The sequence below is a fragment of the Intrasporangium sp. genome (genome assembly GCF_035688975.1).
Taxonomy (GTDB): domain Bacteria; phylum Actinomycetota; class Actinomycetes; order Actinomycetales; family Dermatophilaceae; genus CALMNV01.
Genome location: NZ_DASSMH010000020.1, coordinates 12963 through 35838, shown reverse-complemented (window position 1 = coordinate 35838; position 22876 = coordinate 12963). Strand labels below are relative to the sequence as shown.

The 22876-nt window shown below is 73.5% G+C and carries 20 protein-coding genes; 14 read left to right on the top strand and 6 right to left on the bottom strand.

The genetic code is table 11. The annotated features are described in order from the left end of the window. Window positions 1–31: 31 nt before the first annotated feature. Both hflX and VFJ94_RS02220 read left to right on the top strand, forming a co-directional pair. Window positions 32–1423 carry a GTPase HflX gene (hflX, locus tag VFJ94_RS02225; RefSeq protein WP_325002545.1) on the top strand — a complete coding sequence of 464 codons (1392 nt, stop codon included), beginning with the start codon at window positions 32–34 and terminating at the stop codon, window positions 1421–1423. A gap of 10 nt (window positions 1424–1433) precedes the next feature. Next, complete coding sequence (locus tag VFJ94_RS02220; protein ID WP_325002543.1) at window positions 1434–2498, top strand: GNAT family N-acetyltransferase; 1065 nt, start codon at window positions 1434–1436, stop codon at window positions 2496–2498. A 4-nt stretch (window positions 2499–2502) separates the two neighbouring features. Here the strand turns inward: VFJ94_RS02220 and VFJ94_RS02215 are convergent, their stop codons facing one another. Further along, entirely contained in the window at window positions 2503–4206 is a 1704-nt protein-coding gene (locus VFJ94_RS02215; protein ID WP_325002542.1) for a formate--tetrahydrofolate ligase, read from the bottom strand. 116 nt (window positions 4207–4322) lie between these two features. Here VFJ94_RS02215 and VFJ94_RS02210 point away from each other — a divergent pair, with 116 nt between their 5' ends. The 3 genes from VFJ94_RS02210 to rpsT all read left to right on the top strand — a co-directional run bounded on the left by VFJ94_RS02210 (window position 4323) and on the right by rpsT (window position 8048). Then, on the top strand, window positions 4323–6560 hold the full coding sequence (locus VFJ94_RS02210) for an ATP-dependent DNA helicase (RefSeq protein ID WP_325002541.1): 2238 nt from the start codon (window positions 4323–4325) through the stop codon (window positions 6558–6560). A 49-nt stretch (window positions 6561–6609) separates the two neighbouring features. Then, window positions 6610–7569: a DNA polymerase III subunit delta gene (holA, locus tag VFJ94_RS02205; RefSeq protein WP_325002540.1), complete on the top strand. Its 960-nt coding sequence runs from the start codon at window positions 6610–6612 to the stop codon at window positions 7567–7569. A gap of 218 nt (window positions 7570–7787) precedes the next feature. After that, the gene (gene rpsT, locus VFJ94_RS02200; RefSeq protein WP_325002539.1) at window positions 7788–8048 is read left to right on the top strand and encodes a 30S ribosomal protein S20; all 261 of its coding nucleotides are present in this window, start codon (window positions 7788–7790) and stop codon (window positions 8046–8048) included. An 89-nt stretch (window positions 8049–8137) separates the two neighbouring features. On the opposite strand, the gene VFJ94_RS02195 is transcribed toward rpsT, so the two are convergent. Beyond that, on the bottom strand, window positions 8138–8698 hold the full coding sequence (locus tag VFJ94_RS02195) for a type II toxin-antitoxin system PemK/MazF family toxin (protein ID WP_325002538.1): 561 nt from the start codon (window positions 8696–8698) through the stop codon (window positions 8138–8140). A 140-nt stretch (window positions 8699–8838) separates the two neighbouring features. Here VFJ94_RS02195 and lepA point away from each other — a divergent pair, with 140 nt between their 5' ends. Then, a complete protein-coding gene (gene lepA, locus VFJ94_RS02190) occupies window positions 8839–10695 on the top strand; it encodes a translation elongation factor 4 (RefSeq protein ID WP_325002537.1) in 1857 nt (618 codons plus the stop codon). Between the two features lie 66 nt (window positions 10696–10761). On the opposite strand, the gene VFJ94_RS02185 is transcribed toward lepA, so the two are convergent. Further along, window positions 10762–11580 carry a tyrosine-protein phosphatase gene (locus VFJ94_RS02185; protein ID WP_325002534.1) on the bottom strand — a complete coding sequence of 273 codons (819 nt, stop codon included), beginning with the start codon at window positions 11578–11580 and terminating at the stop codon, window positions 10762–10764. A 93-nt stretch (window positions 11581–11673) separates the two neighbouring features. Between VFJ94_RS02185 and hemW the strand changes: the two genes are divergently transcribed. Together hemW and VFJ94_RS02175 are read left to right on the top strand one after the other, a co-directional pair. After that, window positions 11674–12909 carry a radical SAM family heme chaperone HemW gene (hemW, locus tag VFJ94_RS02180; protein ID WP_325002533.1) on the top strand — a complete coding sequence of 412 codons (1236 nt, stop codon included), beginning with the start codon at window positions 11674–11676 and terminating at the stop codon, window positions 12907–12909. Window positions 12910–13036: 127 nt separating this feature from the next. Then, window positions 13037–14695 (top strand): CHAP domain-containing protein, encoded by a 1659-nt coding sequence (locus tag VFJ94_RS02175; RefSeq protein WP_325002532.1) that lies wholly within the window; start codon window positions 13037–13039, stop codon window positions 14693–14695. Between the two features lie 18 nt (window positions 14696–14713). Here the strand turns inward: VFJ94_RS02175 and VFJ94_RS02170 are convergent, their stop codons facing one another. Then, on the bottom strand, window positions 14714–15604 hold the full coding sequence (locus VFJ94_RS02170; protein ID WP_325002531.1) for a DUF3097 domain-containing protein: 891 nt from the start codon (window positions 15602–15604) through the stop codon (window positions 14714–14716). A 162-nt stretch (window positions 15605–15766) separates the two neighbouring features. Here VFJ94_RS02170 and hrcA point away from each other — a divergent pair, with 162 nt between their 5' ends. The 3 genes from hrcA (at window position 15767) to VFJ94_RS02155 (ending at window position 18771) form a co-directional block, all read left to right on the top strand. After that, window positions 15767–16810 carry a heat-inducible transcriptional repressor HrcA gene (gene hrcA, locus VFJ94_RS02165; RefSeq protein ID WP_325002530.1) on the top strand — a complete coding sequence of 348 codons (1044 nt, stop codon included), beginning with the start codon at window positions 15767–15769 and terminating at the stop codon, window positions 16808–16810. Between the two features lie 68 nt (window positions 16811–16878). Beyond that, entirely contained in the window at window positions 16879–18009 is a 1131-nt protein-coding gene (gene dnaJ, locus VFJ94_RS02160; RefSeq protein WP_325002529.1) for a molecular chaperone DnaJ, read from the top strand. Window positions 18010–18027: 18 nt separating this feature from the next. Next, window positions 18028–18771, top strand: coding sequence for a 16S rRNA (uracil(1498)-N(3))-methyltransferase (locus tag VFJ94_RS02155; protein WP_325002528.1), 744 nt, complete (start codon window positions 18028–18030; stop codon window positions 18769–18771). Between the two features lie 306 nt (window positions 18772–19077). Here VFJ94_RS02155 and VFJ94_RS02150 read toward each other — a convergent pair whose 3' ends face one another. Both VFJ94_RS02150 and VFJ94_RS02145 read right to left on the bottom strand, forming a co-directional pair. Continuing rightward, window positions 19078–20301: a Gmad2 immunoglobulin-like domain-containing protein gene (locus tag VFJ94_RS02150; protein WP_325002527.1), complete on the bottom strand. Its 1224-nt coding sequence runs from the start codon at window positions 20299–20301 to the stop codon at window positions 19078–19080. Next, window positions 20298–20891 (bottom strand): SigE family RNA polymerase sigma factor, encoded by a 594-nt coding sequence (locus VFJ94_RS02145; RefSeq protein WP_325002526.1) that lies wholly within the window; start codon window positions 20889–20891, stop codon window positions 20298–20300. The genes VFJ94_RS02150 and VFJ94_RS02145 overlap by 4 nt, the downstream gene beginning before the upstream one ends. Before the next feature lie 98 nt (window positions 20892–20989). Between VFJ94_RS02145 and VFJ94_RS02140 the strand changes: the two genes are divergently transcribed. Genes VFJ94_RS02140 through ybeY form a run of 3 tightly spaced genes read left to right on the top strand, consistent with a single transcriptional unit; the run spans window position 20990 to window position 22869 of the window. Continuing rightward, entirely contained in the window at window positions 20990–21328 is a 339-nt protein-coding gene (locus tag VFJ94_RS02140) for a histidine triad nucleotide-binding protein (RefSeq protein WP_325002525.1), read from the top strand. A gap of 21 nt (window positions 21329–21349) precedes the next feature. Then, on the top strand, window positions 21350–22405 hold the full coding sequence (locus VFJ94_RS02135) for a PhoH family protein (RefSeq protein WP_325002524.1): 1056 nt from the start codon (window positions 21350–21352) through the stop codon (window positions 22403–22405). Then, window positions 22402–22869, top strand: coding sequence for an rRNA maturation RNase YbeY (ybeY, locus tag VFJ94_RS02130; protein WP_325002523.1), 468 nt, complete (start codon window positions 22402–22404; stop codon window positions 22867–22869). The genes VFJ94_RS02135 and ybeY overlap by 4 nt, the downstream gene beginning before the upstream one ends. The last annotated feature ends 7 nt before the right edge of the window (window positions 22870–22876 follow it).

Sequence of the window (22876 nt, the reverse complement as noted above, 5' to 3'; positions counted from 1 at the left end):
CGACCTCGACGCCGACTCCTCCGACAACGACATCGACGGCGACTTCGTCGACAACGACGTCGACGGCGAGCAGTACGACCTCGCCGACCGCCAGGCGCTGCGGCGGGTCGCCGGCCTGTCGACCGAGCTGCAGGACGTCACCGAGGTCGAGTACCGCCAGCTGCGCCTGGAGCGGGTGGTCCTCGCGGGGGTCTGGACCGAGGGATCGGCCGAGGACGCCGAGAACTCCCTCCGCGAGCTGGCCGCTCTCGCCGAGACCGCGGGCTCCACAGTGCTCGACGGCGTCATCCAGCGCCGGCAGCGGCCCGACCCGGCGACCTACCTCGGCAAGGGCAAGGCGCTGGAGCTGCGGGACCTCGTCATCGAGCACGGCGCGGACACCGTGATCTGCGACGGCGAGCTGGCGCCCAGCCAGCGGCGCGCGCTCGAGGACGTCGTCAAGGTCAAGGTGATCGACCGCACGGCCCTCATCCTCGACATCTTCGCCCAGCACGCCAAGAGCCGCGAGGGCAAGGCCCAGGTCGAGCTGGCCCAGCTCGAGTACCTCCTGCCGCGCCTGCGTGGCTGGGGCGAGTCCATGTCCCGCCAGGCCGGTGGCCGGGTCGCCGGCGGTGAGGGCATCGGCTCGCGCGGCCCCGGTGAGACGAAGATCGAGCTCGACCGGCGCCGCATCAACACCAAGATCGCCAAGCTCAAGCGCGACATCCGTGCGATGAAGACGACCCGCGACACCAAGCGGCACTCCCGCCGCGCCGGCGGCGTGCCGTCGGTCGCGATCGCCGGCTACACCAACGCCGGCAAGTCCTCGCTGCTCAACCGGCTCACCGGCGCCGGCGTGCTCGTGCAGAACCAGCTCTTCGCCACCCTCGACCCGACGGTGCGCCGCGCCGAGACGGCCGACGGGCGCGCCTACACCCTCGCCGACACGGTCGGCTTCGTCCGCTCGCTGCCGCACCAGCTCGTAGAGGCCTTCCGCTCCACGCTCGAGGAGGTCGGCGACTGCGACCTGCTGCTCCACGTCGTCGACGGGTCCCACCCGGACCCGGAGGGCCAGATCTCGGCGGTCCGCGACGTCCTCGCCGACGTCGGCGGTGACCGGATCAAGGAGGTCATCGTCGTCAACAAGGCCGACATCGCCGACCCGCACGTCCTCGACCGCCTCCTGCGGCACGAGAAGCACGCCATCGCGGTGTCCGCGCGGACCGGCGCGGGCCTGGAGGAGCTGCGCGCGCTCATCGACGCGGAGCTGCCCAAGCCGGACATCGAGATGGACGTCCTCGTGCCCTACGACCGCGGTGACCTCGTGTCGCGCATCCACCAGGACGGCGAGATCCTCGCGAGCGAGCACGTCGCGGACGGCACGAGGGTGCGCGCCAAGGTGACACCCGCCATGGAAGCCGACCTCGCGGCCTACGCCGTCTGAGCGGGCGGGAATGCCCGCCGACCTGTGGATCCGCACGCCTCGGCTCGAGCTGCGGCCCCCGGACCCGTCCGACCTGCCGGACTACGTCAGGCTGCACACCGACCCCCGCACCTACGCGCACGCGCCGCACACCATGCCGACGCCGGAGCGGTGCCGGGAGCGGCTCGCGGGCGACATCGCCCAGTGGGCGAGCGAGGGCCTGTCGTATGCCGCCGTCGTCGACCGCGCGACCGGCGAGGTCATCGGATGGGGCGGCCTGCGCGAGGAGGAGCAGGGGGACCGCTACCTCAACCTCTACTACCGCCTCGCCCCCGACCGCCTCGGGCGCGGACTCGGACGTGAGCTGGCGCGCGCCGTCGTCGCGTGGGGTGTGGAGCACCGGCCGCAGCTGCCGCTCACCGCGGTCGTCCATCAGCACAACGCCGCCTCCCTCGCGACCGTCCGGGGAGCCGGGCTGAGGCCGGTCGGCACCCTGCGTCACCACCTGGACCCTCCCGACGCGCCCGCCATGCTGCACTTCGCCGCGCCCACCGTGCGGCTGCTCGACCCGGACACGGCTCCGGTGGACGAGCTGCTCGACCTGTGGGTGAGGGTCAACGACTCCGGCGGCGCGGTCGGCTTCGTGCCCGGCGCGTCCCGGGCGGACGTGCGCGCAGCGCTCGACGTGCACCTCGCGGACGCCGCGACCGGCAGGGGCCTCGCCGCGGCCCTCGTCGAGCCGGACGGCCGGCTGCTGGGGCTGGCCTTCTGGCGGCACGACCCTGCGCTGCCCTTCTCGCACGTGGCCCGGCTCGGTCGTCTCATGGTCGACCCGGCCGCCCGCGGCCGCAATCTCGGGCGGCTGCTGCTCGCCGGCATGGTGGGCCTCGCGCGTCGCGAGCTGCCCGGCGTCGAGCTGCTCGAGCTGGAGTACCGCGGCGGCCTGGGTCTCGGCGACTTCTACGCCGCGGCCGGCTGGACCGAGGTCGGCCGCAGCCCCTCGGCGCTGTGGCTGGGGGGTCGCGACTACCGCGACGCCGTGACGATGGCCCGCCGGGTCGACGGCGGGCCGCTGGCCGCCGACGGCCGCACCTGAGCGGTCAGCACAGCCCCACGACGGACCCGTCCGCGGCGAGGTCGATGCGCTCGGCGTTGGGGGAGGTCGGCAGTCCCGGCATGGTGCGCATGTCGCCGCAGACGGCATACACGTACCCGGCGCCGAGCGCCGCCCGGACCTCGCGGACCGGCATCCGCCACCCCCGCGGCGCGCCTCGGAGCGCGGGGTCCGACGAGATGGACAGGTGGGTCTTGGCGATGACGACGGGCAGATCCCCGAAGCCGAGCCGCTCGTAGGCGGTGAGAGCCCTGGCGGCGGCCGGCTTGACGTCGATGCCGTCCGCCCCGTAGACCTGCGTGGCGATGGTCTCGATCTTGTCCACGAGCGGCAGGTCGAGCGGGTAGAGGAAGCGGAAGCGCGTCGGCTCGTCGGCGGCCTCCATCACGAGCCGGGCGAGCTCGAGCGCACCGGCCCCGCCCTCGGCGACGTGCCGGGTCACCGCGCACCGCACGCCCAGCCGCTCGCACAGCGCCCGGATGGCGTCGTGCTCGGAGTCGAAGTCCGTCGGGAAGGCGTTGATGGCGACGACCGGCTCGATGCCGAACCGCCGGATGATCGCGACGTGCGCCGCGAGGTTCGGCAGGCCGGCCTCGACGTCGCCGGGGCCCTCGTCGAGCAGGCCGTCGGGCAGGGCCCTGCCCGCCTTGATCGTCCACCGGCCGGAGTGCGCCTTGAGCGCCCGCACGGTCGCGACGAGGACGGCGGCGTCCGGGACGAGACCGCTCACGCGGCACTTGACGTCGAAGAGCCGCTCGGCCCCCATGTCGGCGCCGAAGCCGGCCTCGGTGACGACGTAGTCGCCGCCCCGGATGGCGAGCCGGTCGGCCATCACCGACGACGTGCCGGTGGCGATGTTGCCGAACGGGCCGCAGTGCACGATGGCCGGCCCGCCCTCCAGGGTCTGCAGGAGGTTGGGCTTCAGCGCGTCCCTCAGGATGACCGCCATGGCACCCGCCGCGTGCAGGTCGTCGGCCGTGACGCTCGATCCCTCGCTCGTGTAGCCGACGACGATGCGCCCGAGCCGGGCCCGCAGGTCAGCGAGGGAGGTGGCCAGGCTGAGCAGCACCATGACCTCGCTCGCGGCCGTGATGTCGAACCCCGTCTGCCGGACCAGCCCGTCCTCGCGGCCGCCGATACCGACGATGACGGTGCGCAACGCCCGGTCGCTGACGTCGAGGACGCGGCGCCACGTGATGTTGCGGACGTCGATGCCGAGCCGGTTGCCGTGGTGCAGGTGGTTGTCGACCATGGCGGCGAGCAGGTTGTGGGCGGCCGTCACGGCGTGGACGTCGCCGGTGAGGTGCAGGTTGAGTCGCCCCATCGGCAGGACCTGGCTGTAGCCGCCCCCGGCCGCGCCGCCCTTGATGCCGAAGGTCGGCCCCATCGAGGGTTGGCGCAGGGTGACGACCGCCCGCTGACCAGCCCTCGCCAGGGCCTGGGCCAAGCCCACCGCTGTCGTCGTCTTGCCTTCTCCGAGCGGCGTCGGCGTGATGGCCGTGACGACGACATACCTACCTGCCGGCCGGTCCGCGAGGGCGTCGATGGCGTCGAGGTCGACCTTGGCGACGTCTCGGCCGTAGGGCTCGAGGTGGTCCGGTGACACGTGCAGCAGCGCGGCGACCTCGGCGATCGGGCGCAGGGTCGCCGCGTCCGCGATGGCGAGGTCCGTCGGCAGCAGGGTGCTCACGACTCGATCCAATCGCCCGCCACCCGGTGCGGCAATGCCGCACGCCGGGCGGGGGCGCACCTGCCACCGGTGGATGGCTCGCGACCGCACCCGGCCCGGCGGCATACATTGGGCCAATGGCCTCACCCTCGCTCGACGAGCTGCTGCACGCCGCCGTGACCGGGGTGGGCGGGACCGAGCGCCCCGGTCAGGTCGCCATGGCGCGGGCCGTGGCCCAAGCCGTCGAGACGCGGGAGCACCTGCTCGTGCAGGCGGGCACCGGCACGGGCAAGTCGCTGGCCTATCTCGTGCCGGCCGTGGCACACGCCTTCGCGACGCGCCGCCCCGCGGTGGTCGCCACCGCGACGCTCGCGCTGCAGGCCCAGGTCGTCGACCGCGACATGCCGCGCGTCGCGGCCGCGGTGGCGCCGCTGCTCGGCCGGCGCCCCACCTACGCCCTCGTCAAGGGACGGCGCAACTACGTGTGCGTGCACAAGCTCGACGGTGGCTTCCCCGACGACGAGGATGGGCTCTTCGGCGTCGCCCAGGTGGATGCCGCGGCCTCCCGGCTCGGGGCGGAGGTCCTGCGGCTGCGCGCGTGGGCCGGCGAGACCGAGTCGGGGGACCGGGACGAGCTCGTCCCCGGCGTGTCGGAGCGGGCCTGGCGGCAGGTGTCCGTCTCGGCCCACGAGTGCCTGGGCAGCAGGTGCCCCCTCGTCGCGGAGTGCTTCGTGGAGCGGGCCCGGGCGGCCGCCACGGACGTCGACGTCGTGGTCACCAACCACTCGTTCATGGCCATCGACGCCTTCGAGGGACGCCAGCTGCTGCCCGAGCACGACCTGCTCGTCATCGACGAGGCCCACGAGCTCGTCGACCGCGTGACGGCAACCATCACCGACGAGCTCACCGGGGCGATGGTCCTCGCGGCCGCCAAGCGGGCGGGACGCCTGTCCGACTCCTCGGCGGCGCTCGAGGAGGCGGGCGGGCTGCTCGCCGCCGCCCTGGAGCCGCTCGGGGAGGGACGCCTGCCGGGCGTGCCCGACTCCCTGTCGCTGGCGCTCGCCCGGGTCCGGGACACCGCCCGCGCCGTGCAGAGCGACCTCAAGCCGGCTCCGGGGGAGGAGCCCGACGGCGCTCGCCAGGTCGCCCGCGCCGCGGTCGAGGAGGTCCACGAGAACGCCGAGCGGATCCTCGAGGAGCGCGAGCTCGACGTCGTGTGGCTGAGCCAGGACCCGCGGCGCGGCCCGGTGCTGCGGGTGGCGCCGATGAGCGTCGCGGCGCTCGTGCGGGAGAAGGTCTTCGCGGAGCGCACGGTCGTGCTCACGTCGGCGACGCTCGAGCTCGGCGGCACCTTCGACGCGGTCGCCGGCACCATCGGGCTCCGCGGCGACGGCGCCCCCGCCTGGCAGGGGCTCGACGTGGGCAGCCCGTTCGACTACCCGAGGCAGGCCATCGCCTACGTCGCGGCGCACCTGCCACCACCTGGCCGCGACGGGCCCAGCGAGGAGAGCCTCGACGAGATCGAGGAGCTCATCCGGGCCGCGGGCGGCCGCACGCTCGGGCTCTTCTCCTCGACGCGGGCCGCCCAGACGGCGGCGGAGGTCCTGCGGGCCCGACTCGGCGAGGACTACCCGGTGCTGTGCCAGGGGGAGGACCAGATCGCGACGCTCGTGCGCCAGTTCGGCCGGGACGCAAGGACGTGCCTCTTCGGAACCATCACCCTGTGGCAGGGGGTCGACGTGCCCGGCTCCGCGTGCCAGCTCGTGATCATCGACCGGATCCCCTTCCCGAGGCCGGACGACCCGCTCGCCTCGGCACGGTCTCAGGCCATCGCGCGGATGGGGGGCAACGGCTTCCTGGCGGTGTCGGCCACGCACGCGGCGCTGCGGCTCGCCCAGGGCGCCGGCCGGCTCGTGCGCCGCGCCGAGGACCGCGGCGTCGTGGCCTTCCTCGACTCGCGGATGATGACGGCCCGGTATGCCGGGTTCCTCCAGCGCTCGCTGCCTCCCTTCTGGCCGACGACCGACAAGGCGATGGTCCTCGCCGCCCTCGCGCGGCTCGACGAGGCGGCGCCCGACCCGGTGCCGGTCGAGGAGCCGCAGCTGCGCTCGCTCTCCGGCGCCCGCGTCGACGGCGACGGCACCGACCACCCGAAGCCGGTCGCGGGCCGCCCCCCGAGCGCGCCCTCCACCCGCACGGCGGTGACCGCGGGGCACGCCTGGACGGACGGGCAGGACGAGGAGCTGCGCGATGCGGCCGAGTCCGGCATGGAGCTCGGGGAGCTGGTCGACCACTTCGAGCTGCCGGAGGAGACGATCACCGCCCGCCTGGAGCAGCTCGGGCTGCGGCTCGCCGCCTCCGACCTGTTCGGGTGACGCGCCGGGCCCGCACGGGGTGTCGGGCCCGCGTGGGAGAGTGGCCCCCATGACCACGCACGGGGTGACCGCGCTGACGCTCGTCACCGGTCCGGAGGACGTGCTCGTCGAGCGGGTCGTCGCCGACGTCGTCGCCAGGGCGCGGGCGAGCGGTGCCGACGTCGTGCGCCTCGACGCCGCCACCTACGAGCCCGGGGCGCTCGCCGTGCACGCGAGCCCTTCGCTCTTCGGAGGCACGACGTGCCTCGTCGTGCGCGACCTGCACGAGGCCCCGGACGAGCTGCAGGCCGACCTGCTCGCCCTGCTCGACCACCCGTCAGGCGACGTGCTGCTCGTCGTCACCCACGGCACCGGCCCCAGGGGCAAGAAGGTGCTCGACGCCCTGCGCCGACGTGGGGCCGACGTCGTCCAGTGCCCGGCCGTCAAGAGCGACCGCGACAAGAGCGACTTCGTCCAGCGGGAGTTCGCGGCGGCCCGGCGCACGATCACGGGCGAGGGCGTGCGGGCCCTCATCGAGGCCGTCGGCCGGGACGTGCGCGAGCTGGCCTCCGCGTGCGCCCAGCTCGTCGCCGACACCGAGGGCGTCGTGGACGAGGCCGTCGTCGACACCTACCACGGCGGCAAGGTGGAGGCGACCGGCTTCCGGGTCGCCGACGCCGCCGTCGCCGGACAGACCAGCGACGCGCTGCGGCTGCTGCGGCACGCCATCGCCACGGGCGTCGACCCGGTGCCCATCGTCGCCGTGCTCGCCGGGCAGCTGCGCCAGCTCATCAAGGTCGCGGCCGCGGGGCGGGGCAGCTCCGCCCAGCTCGCCTCGTCACTGGGAATGGCCCCGTGGCAGGTGGACCGGGCCCGGCGCGTCGTCGGACACTGGAGCGCCGAGGGGCTCGCCGTGGCCGTGCAGGCGGTGGCTGCGGCCGACTTCGAGATCAAGGGCGGCGGCCGCGACCAGGTCTTCGCCCTCGAGCGGGCGGTCCTCAGCGTGGCGCGCGCGCGGTCCCTGCGCTGAGGGCGGCATCCGGTGCGCTCCCTGCCCCGAGAGCCCGGCCGCGATCCCGGTTTGGTCCGGCCCCGGCGCGCTGGTAGATTCGCACCTTGCGTGCGCGCTCAGGTCGTGCGCGCATGCAGCACCACCCAGAGCCGCTTCGCGAGGGTGCCCCACGCCCGGTCCCGAGCGGCTTTGCCGCCCTCTAACGGCATACCTCCCGACCAAGAAAGAACCTTCACGTGGCAAACATCAAGTCGCAGCTCAAGCGCATCAAGACCAACCAGAAGCGCACGGAGCGCAACAAGGCGGTCAAGAGCGAGCTTCGCACCTGGATCCGCAAGTTCCGCGACGCCGCCTCCTCGGGCGACAAGGACGCGACCGCCGAGGCCCTCAAGCTGGCCTCGAAGAAGCTGGACAAGGCGGTCTCCAAGGGCGTCATCCACAAGAACCAGGCCGCCAACAAGAAGTCGGCGATGGCCAAGAAGGCCGCCTCGCTCTGAGGCTGCCGACCGGGCGCTTGCGCCCGACGCACCACGACGCAGGGCCCGCCACCGACCGGTGGCGGGCCCTGCGTCATCGCGGGGGCCGGTCAGGCCCGCTCGGCGCGGCGCAGCGCGGCGATGACCTCGTCGTAGCGGGCCCGACCGAGCACCGCCCCCTCACGACGGATCGCCGCGGGGTCGACCCGGACGAGCCGGTTGGTGCGCACCTCGCTCGGGCGTCCGCGGCGGTCCCAGGGACCGGTGCCGATGTCGACCCACTCCCGGCCCGCCGCGCGCTCCTGCTCGGCGTCTCGGTCGTGGTCCTTGCTCGTCAGCGGCAGCCCCACGAGCCACCCGCCGTCCCGCCCGACGAGCAGCACGGGCCGGTCCTTGCCGAGCGAGTGGTCCTCCTCGTAGGGGACCCAGGTCCACACGATCTCGCCGGGATCCGGTCGTCCGTCCGGCCTCGGGGCGTATGCCGTGTCGCCCACCGACTCGGCGTCGCCGGGGTAGGCGCGGCGGGTCGGCGCAGGCGAGCGGCCGGCCGGCGTGCCCGCGTGCTCGGCGGCGGCCGATCGGCGCCCCTGCCGAGGGGGCGCGGCGGCCCGCAGCACGGCGTCGGCAACGCTCCGCAGCAAGCCGAGGGCGGGGAAGCGGCGATGGAGCATGCGGCCACCGTAGCGGCCGGCGGGCTGCTGGCCCGGGTCGACGTGGAGGCTCGCACTCGTGGGAGACTGACGTGTCCAGCCCCGGCCGGCTTGCGCCGCACCACTTCCCCGTCTGCGAGGTTCGTCCCACCGTGTCGCCCATGGCCCGCACCGCGCTCGCGCCCCACGCGACCCCTCCGGAGCTGATCCGCAACTTCTGCATCATCGCCCACATCGACCACGGCAAGTCGACCCTGGCAGACCGCATGCTGCAGCTGACCGGCGTCGTCGACGCGCGCGCCATGCGGGCGCAGTACCTCGACCGGATGGACATCGAGCGCGAGCGCGGCATCACGATCAAGAGCCAGGCCGTCCGCATGCCGTGGGCGGTGCAGGCCCCGGACGGCACGTCGACGACGTACTGCCTCAACATGATCGACACGCCGGGGCACGTGGACTTCACCTACGAGGTCTCGCGGTCGCTCGCCGCGTGCGAGGGCGCCGTGCTGCTCGTCGACGCGGCCCAGGGCATCGAGGCGCAGACCCTGGCCAACCTCTACCTGGCCATGGAGAACGACCTCACGATCATCCCGGTGCTCAACAAGATCGACCTGCCGGCGGCCCAGCCGGAGAAGTATGCCGAGGAGCTGGCCAAGCTCATCGGCTGTGAGCCCGAGGACTGCCTGCGCGTCTCCGGCAAGACGGGCGAGGGCGTCGAGCCGCTCCTCGACGAGATCGTGGCCAAGCTGCCGTCGCCGGTCGGCGACCCGGACGCGCCCGCGCGCGCGATGATCTTCGACTCCGTCTACGACACCTACCGCGGCGTCGTCACCTACGTCCGGGTCGTCGACGGCAACCTCAACCCGCGCGAGCGCATCATCATGATGTCGACGCGGGCGACGCACGAGCTGCTCGAGATCGGCGTCATCTCGCCCGAGCCGACTCCGTCCAAGGGGCTCGGCGTCGGGGAGGTCGGCTACCTCATCACCGGCGTCAAGGACGTGCGCCAGTCGCGCGTCGGCGACACGGTGACCAACGCGAGCAAGCCCGCCAGCACCGACCTCGGCGGCTACCGCGACCCCAAGCCGATGGTCTTCTCCGGGCTCTACCCGATCGACGGGTCGGACTACCCGGCCCTGCGCGAGGCGCTCGACAAGCTCAAGCTCAACGACGCCGCCCTGGTCTACGAGCCGGAGACGTCGGCCGCGCTCGGCTTCGGCTTCCGGTGCGGCTTCCTCGGGCTGCTGCACCTCGAGATCGTGCGCGAGCGGCTCGAGCGGGAGTGGGGCCTCGACCTCATCTCGACCCAGCCCAACGTCGTCTACGACGTGACGCTGGACGACGGCAGGCAGGTCCGCGTGACCAACCCGAGCGAGTACCCCGACGGCAAGATCGCGTCGGTGAGCGAGCCCGTCGTGCGCGCCACGATCCTCGCGCCGACCGAGTTCGTCGGGGCCATCATGGAGCTCTGCCAGCAGAAGCGCGGCTCTCTGCGCGGCATGGACTACCTCTCCGAGGACCGCGTCGAGATGCGCTACACCCTGCCGCTCGCCGAGATCGTCTTCGACTTCTTCGACCAGCTGAAGTCGCGCACCCGCGGCTACGCCTCGCTCGACTACGAGCCGGACGGCGAGCAGGTCGCCGACCTCGTCAAGGTCGAGATCCTCCTGCAGGGGGAGACCGTCGACGCGTTCTCGGCCATCGTGCACAAGGACAAGGCGTACGCCTACGGCGTCATGATGGCGACCAAGCTCAAGGACCTCATCCCGCGCCAGCAGTTCGAGGTGCCGATCCAGGCCGCCATCGGGTCGCGCATCATCGCCCGGGAGAACATCCGCGCCATCCGCAAGGACGTGCTCGCCAAGTGCTACGGCGGCGACATCAGCCGCAAGCGCAAGCTGCTCGAGAAGCAGAAGGAGGGCAAGAAGCGGATGAAGATGGTCGGCCGGGTCGAGGTGCCACAGGAGGCCTTCATCGCGGCCCTCAGCAGCGACGGCGGCGACAAGGGCAAGAAGTAGCCGCTGCTCGCCACGCCACTGCTCCCGCTGAGGCAGCAGTGGCGTAGGGGCCGGTGCACCCCCTGCTCAGGAGAGCAGCTTGTCGCGGAGGCGGTCGGTGTCCGCCGGCGTCCAGCCCTGCCCGTGCAGCCAGCCGAGCACCCCGCCGAAGCGCAGGTCGAGCGCACCCAGCAGCAGGCGCATCGTGTCGGCCTGGGGCGACTGCTGCGCCACCGTCTTGTCCCGCAGGTTCGCGGCATACGCCGGCCGGCCCCGCAGCCGCTCGAGGATGCGGGGCACCCGCTCGGCCGACGCGGCGTAGTCCGCGATGACCGACTCGTCGGTGACCCCCGCGACCTTGAGCGCCAGGCCGACGACCGTCCCCGTGCGGTCCTTGCCGGCGGCGCAGTGCACCAGGGCGGCGCCGCGGCTGCCGGCGATGGCCCGCAGCGCCGCGACGACCGAGTCGGGCCGGGCCACGAGGTAGGACAGGTAGTGGTCGGACCAGAAGGCGTCGTGGCCCGGGTGCCGGCCACGTGGACGCTGCGCGCCGGTCGCGGCGCGCCGCTCGTCGGCCTCCCAGGGCAGGGCGCGCTCAGCGGCAGGGATCCCGGTCTGCGTGGAGTCCTCCCGATAGAGCGTGAGGTGGTGGAAGCGCAGGTGCGGCACCGCGCGCAGCGGGCCGTCTCCCTCCTTGGCGACCTCGACGTGCGTGCGCAGGTCGACGACGTCGGTCACGCCATACGTCTCGAGCAGCTCGGTGACCGAGGACGGGGACAGGTCCTGGAGGTTGTCCGAGCGCAGCAGCCGCCTGGGCCGCACCGCCGCCCCGGACGCCGTGGGGAGCCCACCGAGGTCGCGCATGTTGACGACACCGGCGAGCTCGATCCAGTTGGGCTGGTGCACCATTCGACGATACGTGAGCCCCTGCCCGCACTTTGCGGGGACGTCGCGCAGCATCGGCCGGGACCCCGTCGCGTGGCTGAGACAATGGGCCGTATGCCGCCCTCCGCCCTTCCCGACGGCGACCCCGCCCCGGCCTCGGGCACGCTCCCGACCGAGGCGCTCGCCGGGCTCACGTCGACCGACCTCGGGGTCTACGTCCACGTGCCGTTCTGCTCGGTGCGGTGCGGCTACTGCGACTTCAACACCTACACCCTCGGCGAGCTCGGCGGCCCGGGCGCCAGCATCGGCCTCGACACCTATGCCGACGCCGCGCTGCACGAGCTCGACCTTGCCGAGCGGGTGCTCGGGCCGGACGCGCCTGCCGTGTCCACGGTCTTCGTCGGCGGCGGCACGCCGACCATGCTGCGACCGGGCGACCTCGTGCGGGTCCTCGACGGCATCCGCAGCCGGTGGGGGCTTGCCCCCGGCGCGGAGGTCACGACCGAGGCCAACCCCGACTCCGTCACCGCTGCCGGCCTCGCCGAGCTCGCCGCCGGTGGGTTCACGCGGGTGAGCCTCGGCATGCAGTCGGCCGTGCCGCACGTGCTGCGCACGCTCGAGCGGACCCACGACCCGGACAACGTCGCTCGCGCCGTCCGCGCCGCGCGCCGGGCCGGCCTGCAGGTGAGCGTCGACCTCATCTACGGCACGCCGGGGGAGTCGCTCGAGGACTGGCGGCGCAGCCTCGAGGCCGCCGTCGCCCTCGATCCCGACCACGTCTCCGCCTACGCCCTGGTCGTGGAGCAGGGCACGAAGCTCGCGGCCCAGGTCCGCCGCGGGCTCGTGGCCCTGCCCGACGACGACGACGAGGCGGACAAGTACGAGCTGGCCGACGAGGTGCTGGGAGCGGCCGGCTTCGGCTGGTACGAGGTGAGCAACTGGGCACGGTCCGAGGCGGCGCGGTGTCGCCACAACCTCGGGTACTGGTCCGGGGCCAACTGGTGGGGGGTCGGGCCGGGCGCCCACAGCCACGTCGGCGGGGTGCGGTGGTGGAACGTCAAGCACCCGAGCGCGTATGCCGCCCGGCTCGGGTCGGGGGTCTCGCCGGCTCTTGCCCGCGAGACGCTGAGCGCTGACGAGCGCTACGACGAACGGGTCATGCTCGGCAGCCGACTCGTCGACGGGCTGCTGGCGAGCGAGCTGCGGGGGCCGGCCGGCCCGACACTCGCCTCGCTCGTCGCGGACGGCCTGGTCGAGGGGATGCCCGCGGTCCAGGACGGCCGGATCGTCCTCACCCGCCGGGGCCGGCTCCTCGCCGACACGGTGGTCCACCGACTGCTCGCCGGCTGAGCCCCTGCAGCGGCCTCTATCACATCGCGCGCCCGGCGGTGGAAAGGCGCGCCGGTCGATGTGCTATTTAGGCCCCATTTGCACTATATTGTGGGCATTCCCCCCCCACGTCTTGGAGTGCCTCCGCATGGCTGCCCCCTGCTCCGCGTCCCCCCGCTCCTCCGCGATCCGCACCGTCCTGGTCGCCCTGGCGCTCTTCACCGCAGGGTTGCTCCCGACCGCGGGCGCGGCGCGCGCCACGGAGTGGGTCGTCCTCTGCACGGGCTACGACGCCTGCGCGGCGTCGGGCTATCCCAATGCGGGCTACAAGGACAACAGCGCCACGAGCTACTGGAGCCAGTGGGCCGGGCACAACTGCACCAACTACGTGGCCTACCGCCTCGTGCGCAACGGCATGCCCAACACGAGGCCGGCGAGCCTCACGGGCAACGCCTTCAACTGGGGTCCCTCCTTCCCGAGCCAGACCAACGACGACCCGGCGGTGGGCTCCGTGGCCTGGTGGGACACGTCCTTCTCCTCGACCGGGCACGTCGCCTACGTCGAGAGGGTGGTGTCCGCCGACGAGATCGTCATCTCGGAGGACAACTGGGGCGGTGACTTCCGCTGGCGCAAGGTGACGCGGACCGGTGGACGATGGCCCAACGGCTTCATCCACCTGCGCGACCAGAGCCTGACGGTCGCCGACCCCGACGTCTACCGTCCCGTGACGCCGACCAGGCTCCTCGACACCCGCACGGGGCTCGGGGCGCCCGCGGCCAAGGTCGCGGCCGGCACCTCCGTCGCGCTGCAGGTCACCGGCCGGTCCGGCATCCCGACGGCGGGCGTCGGCACCGTCCTGCTCAACCTCACGGTGACGGCCCCGGCCACCGCCGGCTACCTCAGCAGCTACCCGTCCGGGGCGACCCGGCCGGCCTCGCGCAGCCTGTCGTACCCCTCCGGTGCGACGCTGAGCGAGCTCGTGCCCGCGCGGGTGGGGACCGACGGCCGCGTCCGGCTCTACACCTCCGCGTCCGCCCACCTCCTGGCGGAGGTGGTCGGGTGGTATCCGACGACCGGCCACCTGGTCCCCGTCACCCCGACGCGAGTCCTCGACACGAGCACCGGCCTCGGCACCACGAGGGTGCGCATCCCCGCGGGCGGCAGCCTCGACCTGCCCGTCGCCGGCGCGGGTATCGTGCCGGGCACGGGCGCGTCCGCCGTCGCCCTGGACCTCACGGCGCTCGCCCCGAGCGCGGCCGGCTGGCTCACGGCATACCCGACCGGCACCGCCCGGCCCGTCACCGCCCACGTCTTCTACGACTCGGCCACGGCGAAGACCGGGATGGTCGTGTCACGGCTCGGCACGGGCGGCAAGGTGACGATCCAGTCGACGGCGCAGACCGATCTCATGGTCGACGTCGTGGGCTGGTTCAGGACCGGGGGCGACCACGTGGCGGTCACACCCGCGCGCCTGCTCGACAACCGGAGCGGGCTCGGTGCGCCGACCGGCCCGCTCGCGGCGGGCGGCACCGTCACCGTCCCGGTCCTCGGCCGCGGCGGGGTGCCGACCGCGGGAGTGCGAGCCGTGTCGGTCACGGTGACGCCGATCTCGCCGGCTGCGACGGCCGCCGTGACGGCATACGCCGGCGGCACGGCGCGCCCCTCGACGCCGACCCTCTGGGTGGCCCCAGGGCGCACCGGGGTCAACGCGGCCATCGTGCCGGTCGGGGCCGACGGCTCGATCACGCTCCACACGACGGCCGGGAGCTATCTCGTCGTCGACGTCCAGGGCTACCTCAAGAAGTGAGGCCCCGGCTCCCGGCGCTCAGCCCCCGGGCTCGGTGACGAAGTCGATGAGCTCCTCGACGCTCGCCAGCAGGGCGGGCTCGAGGTCGGCATAGGTGCGGACGGTGCCGAGGATGCGCTTCCACGCGCTGGCGATGTCGGCCTGCGTCTCGTGGGGCCAGCCGAGCTCGGAGCAGATGCCGTGCTTCCACGGCCGTCCGCGGGGGATGACGGGCCAGCTGCTCCACCCGAGGCGCTCGGGCCGCACGGACTGCCAGACGTCGACGTAGGGATGGCCGAGGATCCGCACGTGCTGCGCGACCCCCGGGAGCGACCGGGCCTGCTCGACGACCCGCGCCTCCTTCGTGCCGGGCACGAGGTGGTCGACGAGGACGCCCATCCGCCGGCCGGGGCCGGGGGAGAAGTCGGCGATGACGCCGGCGAGGTCGTCCACGCCCTCCATGAGCTCGACGACGACCCCCTCGACGCGCAGGTCGTCGCCCCAGACCTTCTCGACGAGCTCGGCGTCGTGGCGGCCCTCGACATAGATCCGCGACCCACTCGCCACCCGGGCCTTGGCGCCGTGGACCGCGACCGAGCCGCTCGCGGTGCGGGACCCTGCCGATCGAGCCGCCGCGACCGCGGCCAGGGCCGACGCCTTGGGAGGCGTCAGGACGACCGGCTTGCCGTCGATGAGGAAGCCCGGACCGAGGGGAAAGGCCCTCGTGCGGGCGCGGCGGTCCTCGAGGTGCACCACGTGCATGCCTCCGGCCTTCTCGACACGCAGCACCGCGCCGCACCAGCCGGTCTCCGCCTCCTCGACGACGAGGCCCCGCTCGGCAGGCACCTCGACGGATCGGCCGCGTGGCGGGACGCGCCAGTCGCCGGAGAGGACGTCGTCGCGGTATCGGTCGGTGGGAGACACGGACACCCACGGTAGGCGGCCGCATGGCGCGCCCAGCGGAGCGCCACGCCGGCAGGGGCAGGGGGCAGGGCGGCATACGGGCGCGCAGATCGGCGTTGACCGTGCGACGACGTAGACTTGGCACTCGATTCCAACGAGTGCCAAGCAGCGACCCGGGACGGAGGTGCCATGAGCGAGGACCGGAGGCTGATGGTGCTTCGCGCCATCGTCCAGGACTACGTCCAGACGTCGGAGCCCGTCGGGTCCAAGGCGATCGTCGACCGGCACCAGCTCGGGGTCTCCGCCGCGACCGTGCGCAACGACATGGCCATCCTGGAGGAGGAGGGCCTCATCCACGCGCCGCACACGTCGGCCGGACGCGTGCCGACGGACGCCGGCTATCGGGTCTTCGTCGACCGGCTGAGCTCGATCAAGCCGCTCGGCGCGGGCGAGCGGCGGGCCATCAGCCAGTTCCTGCAGGGGGCCGTCGACCTCGACGACATCGTCGACCGCACGGTGCGCCTCCTCGCGTCCCTGACCCGCCAGGTCGCCGTCGTGCAGTATCCCTCCCTGACCCGCTCCACCGTCCGCCACATCGAGCTCGTCCCGCTCGGGCGCACCCAGCTGATGATCGTGCTCATCGTCAACACCGGCCGGGTCGAGCAGCGCGTCGTCGACACCGGGCGGGACCTCGCGTCGAGCGAGGGCGAGGCACTCGTGGCGCTCTTCCGCAGCCGGATCAACGCCGTCGCGGGCGACGTGCCGTTCATGGCCGCCGCCACCCGGCTGCGCCAGCTCACCGACGAGCTCGAGCCCGCCGACCGACCCGCCATGGAGGCCGTCGTCACCGCCCTCGAGGACGCCCTCGTCGAGCAGCGCGAGGAGCGCGTCGTGCTCGCCGGCCAGGCCAACCTCGCGCGGGCGGGCGCCGACTTCTCCCGGACCATCGGCCCGATCCTCGAGGCGCTCGAGGAGCACGTCGTGCTGCTCAAGCTGCTGGGCCAGCTCGGAGAGGAACCCGACCTCGTCAACGTGCGGATCGGGCACGAGAACCCGGTGACCGGCCTGCAGTCCACCTCGGTGGTCTCGATCGGCTACGGCTCCCGCAGCGAGCGCCTGGCCAGCCTCGGCGTGCTCGGCCCGACCCGCATGGACTACCCGACGACGATGGCGTCGGTGCGTGCCGTCGCCCGCTACGTCACCGAGATCCTCGACGACAACCGCAGCAGCTGATCGACCGCACGAGCGCCACCACCGCTGGACCACCGCTGAACCACGCACGAGCTGACAGGAAGACCCGCTTGAACGACTACTACGCCGTCCTCGGCGTCGCGCACAACGCGAGCCAGGAGGAGATCAAGAAGGCCTACCGGCGCCTCGCCCGCAAGCTCCACCCCGACGTCAACCCCGGCGTCGAGGCCGAGGAGGAGTTCAAGCGAGTGTCGCAGGCCTACGAGGTGCTGTCCGACCCCGACAAGCGCCGGTCCTTCGACCGCGGCTCCGACCCCTTCGCGTCCGGCGGCGGCGCCGGCTTCGGCGCCGGTGCCGGCTTCTCCTTCAGCGACGTCATGGACGCCTTCTTCGGCGCCGGCTCGGCGGCCGGGACGCGCGGTCCCCGCTCACGCGTCCAGCGCGGGCAGGACGCGCTGGTCCGGCTCGACATCGACCTCAGCAAGGCGGTCTTCGGCTCGGAGGAGGAGCTCACCCTCGACACCGCGGTCGGGTGCTCGACGTGCGGTGGCGACGGCGCCCAGCCCGGCACAGGCCGCCAGACCTGCGCCATCTGCCACGGCGTCGGCGAGATCCAGCAGGTGCAGCGCAGCTTCCTCGGCCAGGTGATGACCTCCCGACCCTGCGTCGCGTGCCAGGGCTACGGCTCGGTGCTCTCCGACCCGTGCCACGACTGCGCCGGCGACGGCCGCGTGCGCACGCGGCGCACGATCAAGCTCAAGGTGCCCGCCGGAGTCGACACCGGGACCCGCATCCAGCTCGCCGGCGAGGGGGAGGTCGGGCCCGGCAACGGCCCCGCGGGCGACCTCTACGTCGAGATCCGCGTCGCCGCCCACGAGACCTTCACCCGGCGTGGCGACGACCTCCACTGCACCGTCGAGCTGCCCATGGCGGCGGCCGCGCTCGGCACGACGGTCAAGCTCAGCACCTTCGACGGCATGGAGGACCTCGACATCCGCCCCGGCACGCAGTCCGGCGACGTGACGACCCTGCGCGGGCTCGGCGTGACGCATCTGCGCCACGGCGGTCGGGGCGACCTCATCGTGCATGCCGCGGTGCAGACGCCGACCCGCCTGACCGAGGAGCAGGAGGACCTGCTGCGCGAGTTCGCGGCCCTGCGCGGGGAGGAGCGTCCCGAGGGCCGGCTCACCCCCAACAAGGGTCTGTTCGGCAAGGTGCGGGACGCCTTCAAGCAGAAGTGACCCGTCCATGAGCCGCGCGTGACCCACCAGCTCTTCCTCGGAGACCCCGAGACGGTGCGGGCGGCTGCCCGCGGTGACGTGCTGCTCCTCGACGGCGAGGAGGGTCGGCACGCCGCCACCGTCGTGCGCCTGCGCCCCGGCGAGCGGTTCTTCGTCGCCGACGGGGCCGGCCGCCGAGTGCTGGCCGAGGCGGAGACGGTGGACCGGTCCGCCGTGCGGGGCCGGGTCCTGGAGGTGGAGGACGAGCCGGCGCCCGCGGTGCGCCTCGTCCTCGTCCAGGCGCTCGCCAAGGGCGACCGCGACGAGCAGGCCGTGGAGGCTGCCACGGAGCTCGGCGTCGACGAGATCGTGCCGTGGCAGGCCGAGCGCAGCGTCGTCGTCTGGCGGCCCGACCGTGTCGAGCGAGCGCTCGCCAAGTGGGTGGCCGTGGTCACGCGGGCCTGCAAGCAGTCCCGCCGGTCCCGTATGCCGGTCGTCTCGCCGCCGGTCACCGCGGGCTCGTTGGCAGACCGGGTCAGAGAGTCGGCGCTGGCACTCGTCCTGCACGAGGAGGCCACCGAGCCGCTCGCCACGGTGGCGCTGCCGGCAGCTGGGGACGTGCTGGTCGTCGTCGGACCGGAGGGCGGGATCTCGGGCCGCGAGCTCGACGCGCTCGTGGCGGCGGGCGCTCGCCCGGTGCGGCTCGGGCGGACGATCCTGCGTGCGTCGTCGGCGGGGCCGGCGGCGCTCGCCGTGCTGAGCGGCGCCGGGCGCTGGCGGTGAGCGCGGCCGGGTCGTGAGGGGCCCGTCGGAGCAGCACCGGGGCCCTGTCGACCGTTGTCGGGCAGCGCGAACGCGGCGCCCGAGGAGAGCTGTGTGGAAGCTTGCTCCCCCGCGGACGGGTGCTTGTTTCCACACAGGGTCCGCGGTGCCGCGTTCGTCGGGGTGGTCTCTACACGCTCATCGTCGACCTGCTGCACTGGATCACCGGCGCCGTCCTCGCCCGCCGGGGGCCACGATCACGGCCAGGTGACCCCGCCGGCGGCATGCGGCCACGCAGGCCCCCCGGTCCGGCCGTATGCCGCTGCGTCACCCGACGGTGATGGGAATGCGCTGCTCGGCGAAGAGCGACCCGTTCGCCATGCTGACCTCGAACACCCGCACCACGTAGGCGCCGGCCGGCAGCGCGGGCGCGCTGAAGGAGAACCCTCCGCGCGCTGGAGCCCCCGCCGAGGCGGTCGTGGACCCCGTCGCCACCGAGGTGGTGCCGCGCAGCACCTCCCACTGGACGTTGGCCTCGAAGGTGCTCGCCTGACCGCTGACCTTGACCGCCGTCCCAGCGGTCAGCCGCTGACCCCGAGCCGGGGAGTCGACCCACAGCGGGGCGAGGAGCGTGGCGACGTCGATCTCGCTCGTCGGCCGAATGTAGGCGCGCGACGAGGGCTGGCCGGTCGCCACCAGCGTCGAGCCGTCCACGACGAACGTGACCGGCAGGTTGCCCCGCCCGACGGCTGCCGTGGCGGTCCACACGAGCTGCTGGACGGCGAAGCGGCCCTCGGCGGCGGTGGCCGTGTCGGCCGGTCCGCTCAGGTGCACGGTGATCGCCGTGGCGGAGGCGGTCACGGCGAGGGCCTGCCGGCCGCGCCACAGGTCGCGGTAGGAGGCGCCGGGCGGCACCTGCATGGCCCGCTGCACCGCGGCGAGGGCCTTGTCCGCGGGCGCGGTCGTCGCGGTGGTGAACTCGCGGAAGAGGCCGTGCCTGGCGCTGCCGGCCGTCAGCGGGCCGGTGAAGTAGACCGGCAGCTGGACGACGCCCGGCGTGGGAGGCGGCGGCGCCGACGGGGAGGCGCTCCCCGTCGCGGTGGGCGCGGACGTCGTCGCCGTGGCCGTCGGCACGCTCGTCGAGCCCGTCGGCGTCGGCGTGGGCGGCTGGCTCGTCGAGCGGGTGGGTGCGGTCGGGACGAGCGAGCCCTCCGGCGGCCGGTTCGTGGCCCAGATGCCGACGGCGATGGCGGCCACGGCCGCCGCGGCGGCCGCGGGCGCCAGCCATCGCCGGGCGGCGCTGGCGCGACCGGCGCCCTCGCTGGCGTGCGCGGCGGCGAGGATCGCATCCAGGCGGTGGTGTGGCGTGATGGTGTCGGCCTCGGCCGTGAGCCCGGCGCGGAGCCGCCGCTCCAGGGGTCCCAGGGCCTCGCCGATGAGGGGAATGTCGCCGTCCGTGCCGGTGCCGAGTCCCTCACGAGGCGAGGCCGCGTCGTCGCGGTCGGCCCCGGGCCGGTCCCGTCCGTCGTGCGGGCTGTGCCGAGGTGTCATGACTGCTCCAGGGTCCGTCGGAGTGCGGAGAGGCCACGGGAGGCGTGCGCCTTGACCGAGCCGGCCGAGATGTCGAGGGCCGAGGCGATCTGGGCCTCGGACAGGTCGAGGTAGTAGCGCAGCACGAGCACCTCGCGCTGCCGGCCCGACAGGGCGTCGAGGGCCGCCATCATCGAGCGGCGCTCGGCGCCGGCGAGGACCACGGCCTCGGCGCTGCTCGCGGTGCCGCGGCCTAGCGTGTCCGGGCTCCCGGCCTCGCGGGCCGCCTCCCGCTCCACGACGACATGGTGGCGCTGCACCGAGCGGCACCGGTTGACGACCGCGGTCTGCAGGTAGCCGACGACCCGGCCCGAGTCGCGGATCGAGGCCCAGTTGCGGTGCGTGGCCACGAAGGCGTCCTGGACCGCGTCCTCCGCCGCCGCCTGGTCACGCAGCAGCAGCCAGGCGAGCCGCACGAGCCGGTGCCAGTGCGCGGCATACAGCTCGGTCACCGCCTCGTCCGCCTCGTGCGGCAGGCCGGCGCGCGGCGTCGTGGGCCCGTATGCCGGGCCCGGCACCTCGTCGCCCACCCGGCGCTCGGGGGAGGTCATGCCCAACGTTCTCACGGTGGGTTGACGCGCCTCGGCCGCCTCCGGTTGACGCGGCCGCCGCGTCGTCGGCCCGCGGACGCCCTGCCTATGGTTGCCGCATGACAACCGACTGCCTCTTCTGCAGGATCGTGGCGGGCGAGGTGCCCGCCGCCCGCGTGGCCGAGAGCGAGCGCTCCATCGCGATCCGCGACATCAACCCGGCAGCCCCCGTCCACGTCCTCGTCGTGCCCAAGCGGCACGAGCCCGACGTCGGGGCGCTCGCGAGCAGCTCCACTGAGGACCTCGCCGACGCCTTCGCCCTCATCGCCGAGGTCGCGCGGCAGGAGGGCATCGCCACGGACCACCGGATCGTGGCCAACACCGGCAGCGGCGCCGGCCAGACCATCTTCCACGCGCACCTGCACGTGCTCGGCGGCAAGCGGCTGCCCGAACGCTGAGCCTCGTAGACTGGGGGCAACATGAACGATGCCGACTCGATGACCCCCGCCGCCCAGAGTGAGCCCGTCCTCACCCGCGAGCTGCCGCCGCCGATCGAGATGGTGACGCTCCTCGGCCCCCGCGACGAGCTGCTGCGCACGATGGAGCGCCAGTTCCCCAAGGTGGACACCCACGTGCGGGGCAACGCGATGACCTTCACCGGGCCCGCCGAGGAGCTCGAGATCATCGACAGCCTCATCGACGAGCTGCTCACCATCGTCGCGGCCGGGCAGCCCCTCAACCGGGATGCCGTCGAGCGCTCGATCTCGATGCTGCGATCGCAGACGGCCGAGCGCCCCGCCGACGTGCTGACGATGAACATCGTGAGCAACCGGGGCCGCACGATCCGCCCCAAGACGCTCAACCAGAAGCGTTACGTCGACGCGATCGACCAGCACACCGTCGTCTTCGGCATCGGTCCGGCCGGCACGGGCAAGACCTACCTCGCCATGGCCAAGGCGGTCGCGGCGCTGCAGGCCAAGCAGGTCAACCGGATCATCCTCACCCGCCCGGCCGTCGAGGCGGGCGAGCGGCTGGGCTTCCTGCCCGGCAGCCTCAACGACAAGATCGACCCCTACCTGCGGCCGCTCTACGACGCGCTGCACGACATGGTCGCCCCGGAGACGATCCCCCGGCTGATGGCCTCGGGCACCATCGAGGTCGCGCCCCTGGCGTACATGCGCGGCCGGACCCTCAACGACGCGTTCATCATCCTCGACGAGGCGCAGAACACCTCGAGCGAGCAGATGAAGATGTTCCTCACCCGCCTCGGCTTCGGCTCCAAGATGGTCGTCACCGGCGACATCACCCAGGTGGACCTTCCGGGCGGGACCCGCTCGGGACTGCGCGTCGTCCGCAGCATCCTCGAGGGCATCGAGGACGTCCACTTCGCCGAGCTGACCAGCCTCGACGTGGTCCGGCACCACCTCGTCAGCGCCATCGTCGACGCCTACGACCGTGAGGACGCCCGCTCCGCGCGGCGCGGCAAGGCCATCAAGGCGGTCAAGTCCGCGCCCCGACCGGACCTGCCCCGATGAGCATCGACGTGCTCAACGAGAGCGAGCACGACGTCGACGAGCTGGAGCTGCTCGGCTGCGCCCGCTACGTCCTCGAGCAGATGCGGGTGCACCCGGAGGCCGACCTGTGCATCACGCTCGTCGACGAGCCGGCCATGGAGGTCCTGCACGTCCAGTGGATGGACCTGCCGGGGCCGACCGACGTCATGTCCTTCCCCATGGACGAGCTGCGGCCGGGCACCGAGGGGGTCGACCCGGAGGAGGGCGCGCTGGGTGACGTCGTCCTGTGCCCGTCGGTCGCCGCCCGGCAGGCGGCGGAGGCCGGGCACGCGCCCATCGAGGAGCTGCTGCTCCTCACGACGCACGGCATCCTGCACCTGCTCGGCTACGACCACGCCGAGCCGGACGAGGAACGGGAGATGTTCGAGCTGCAGCGCCAGCTGCTGCTCACCTTCCTCGCCACCCGCAACCGCCCGGCCGGCTGAGGCTCGC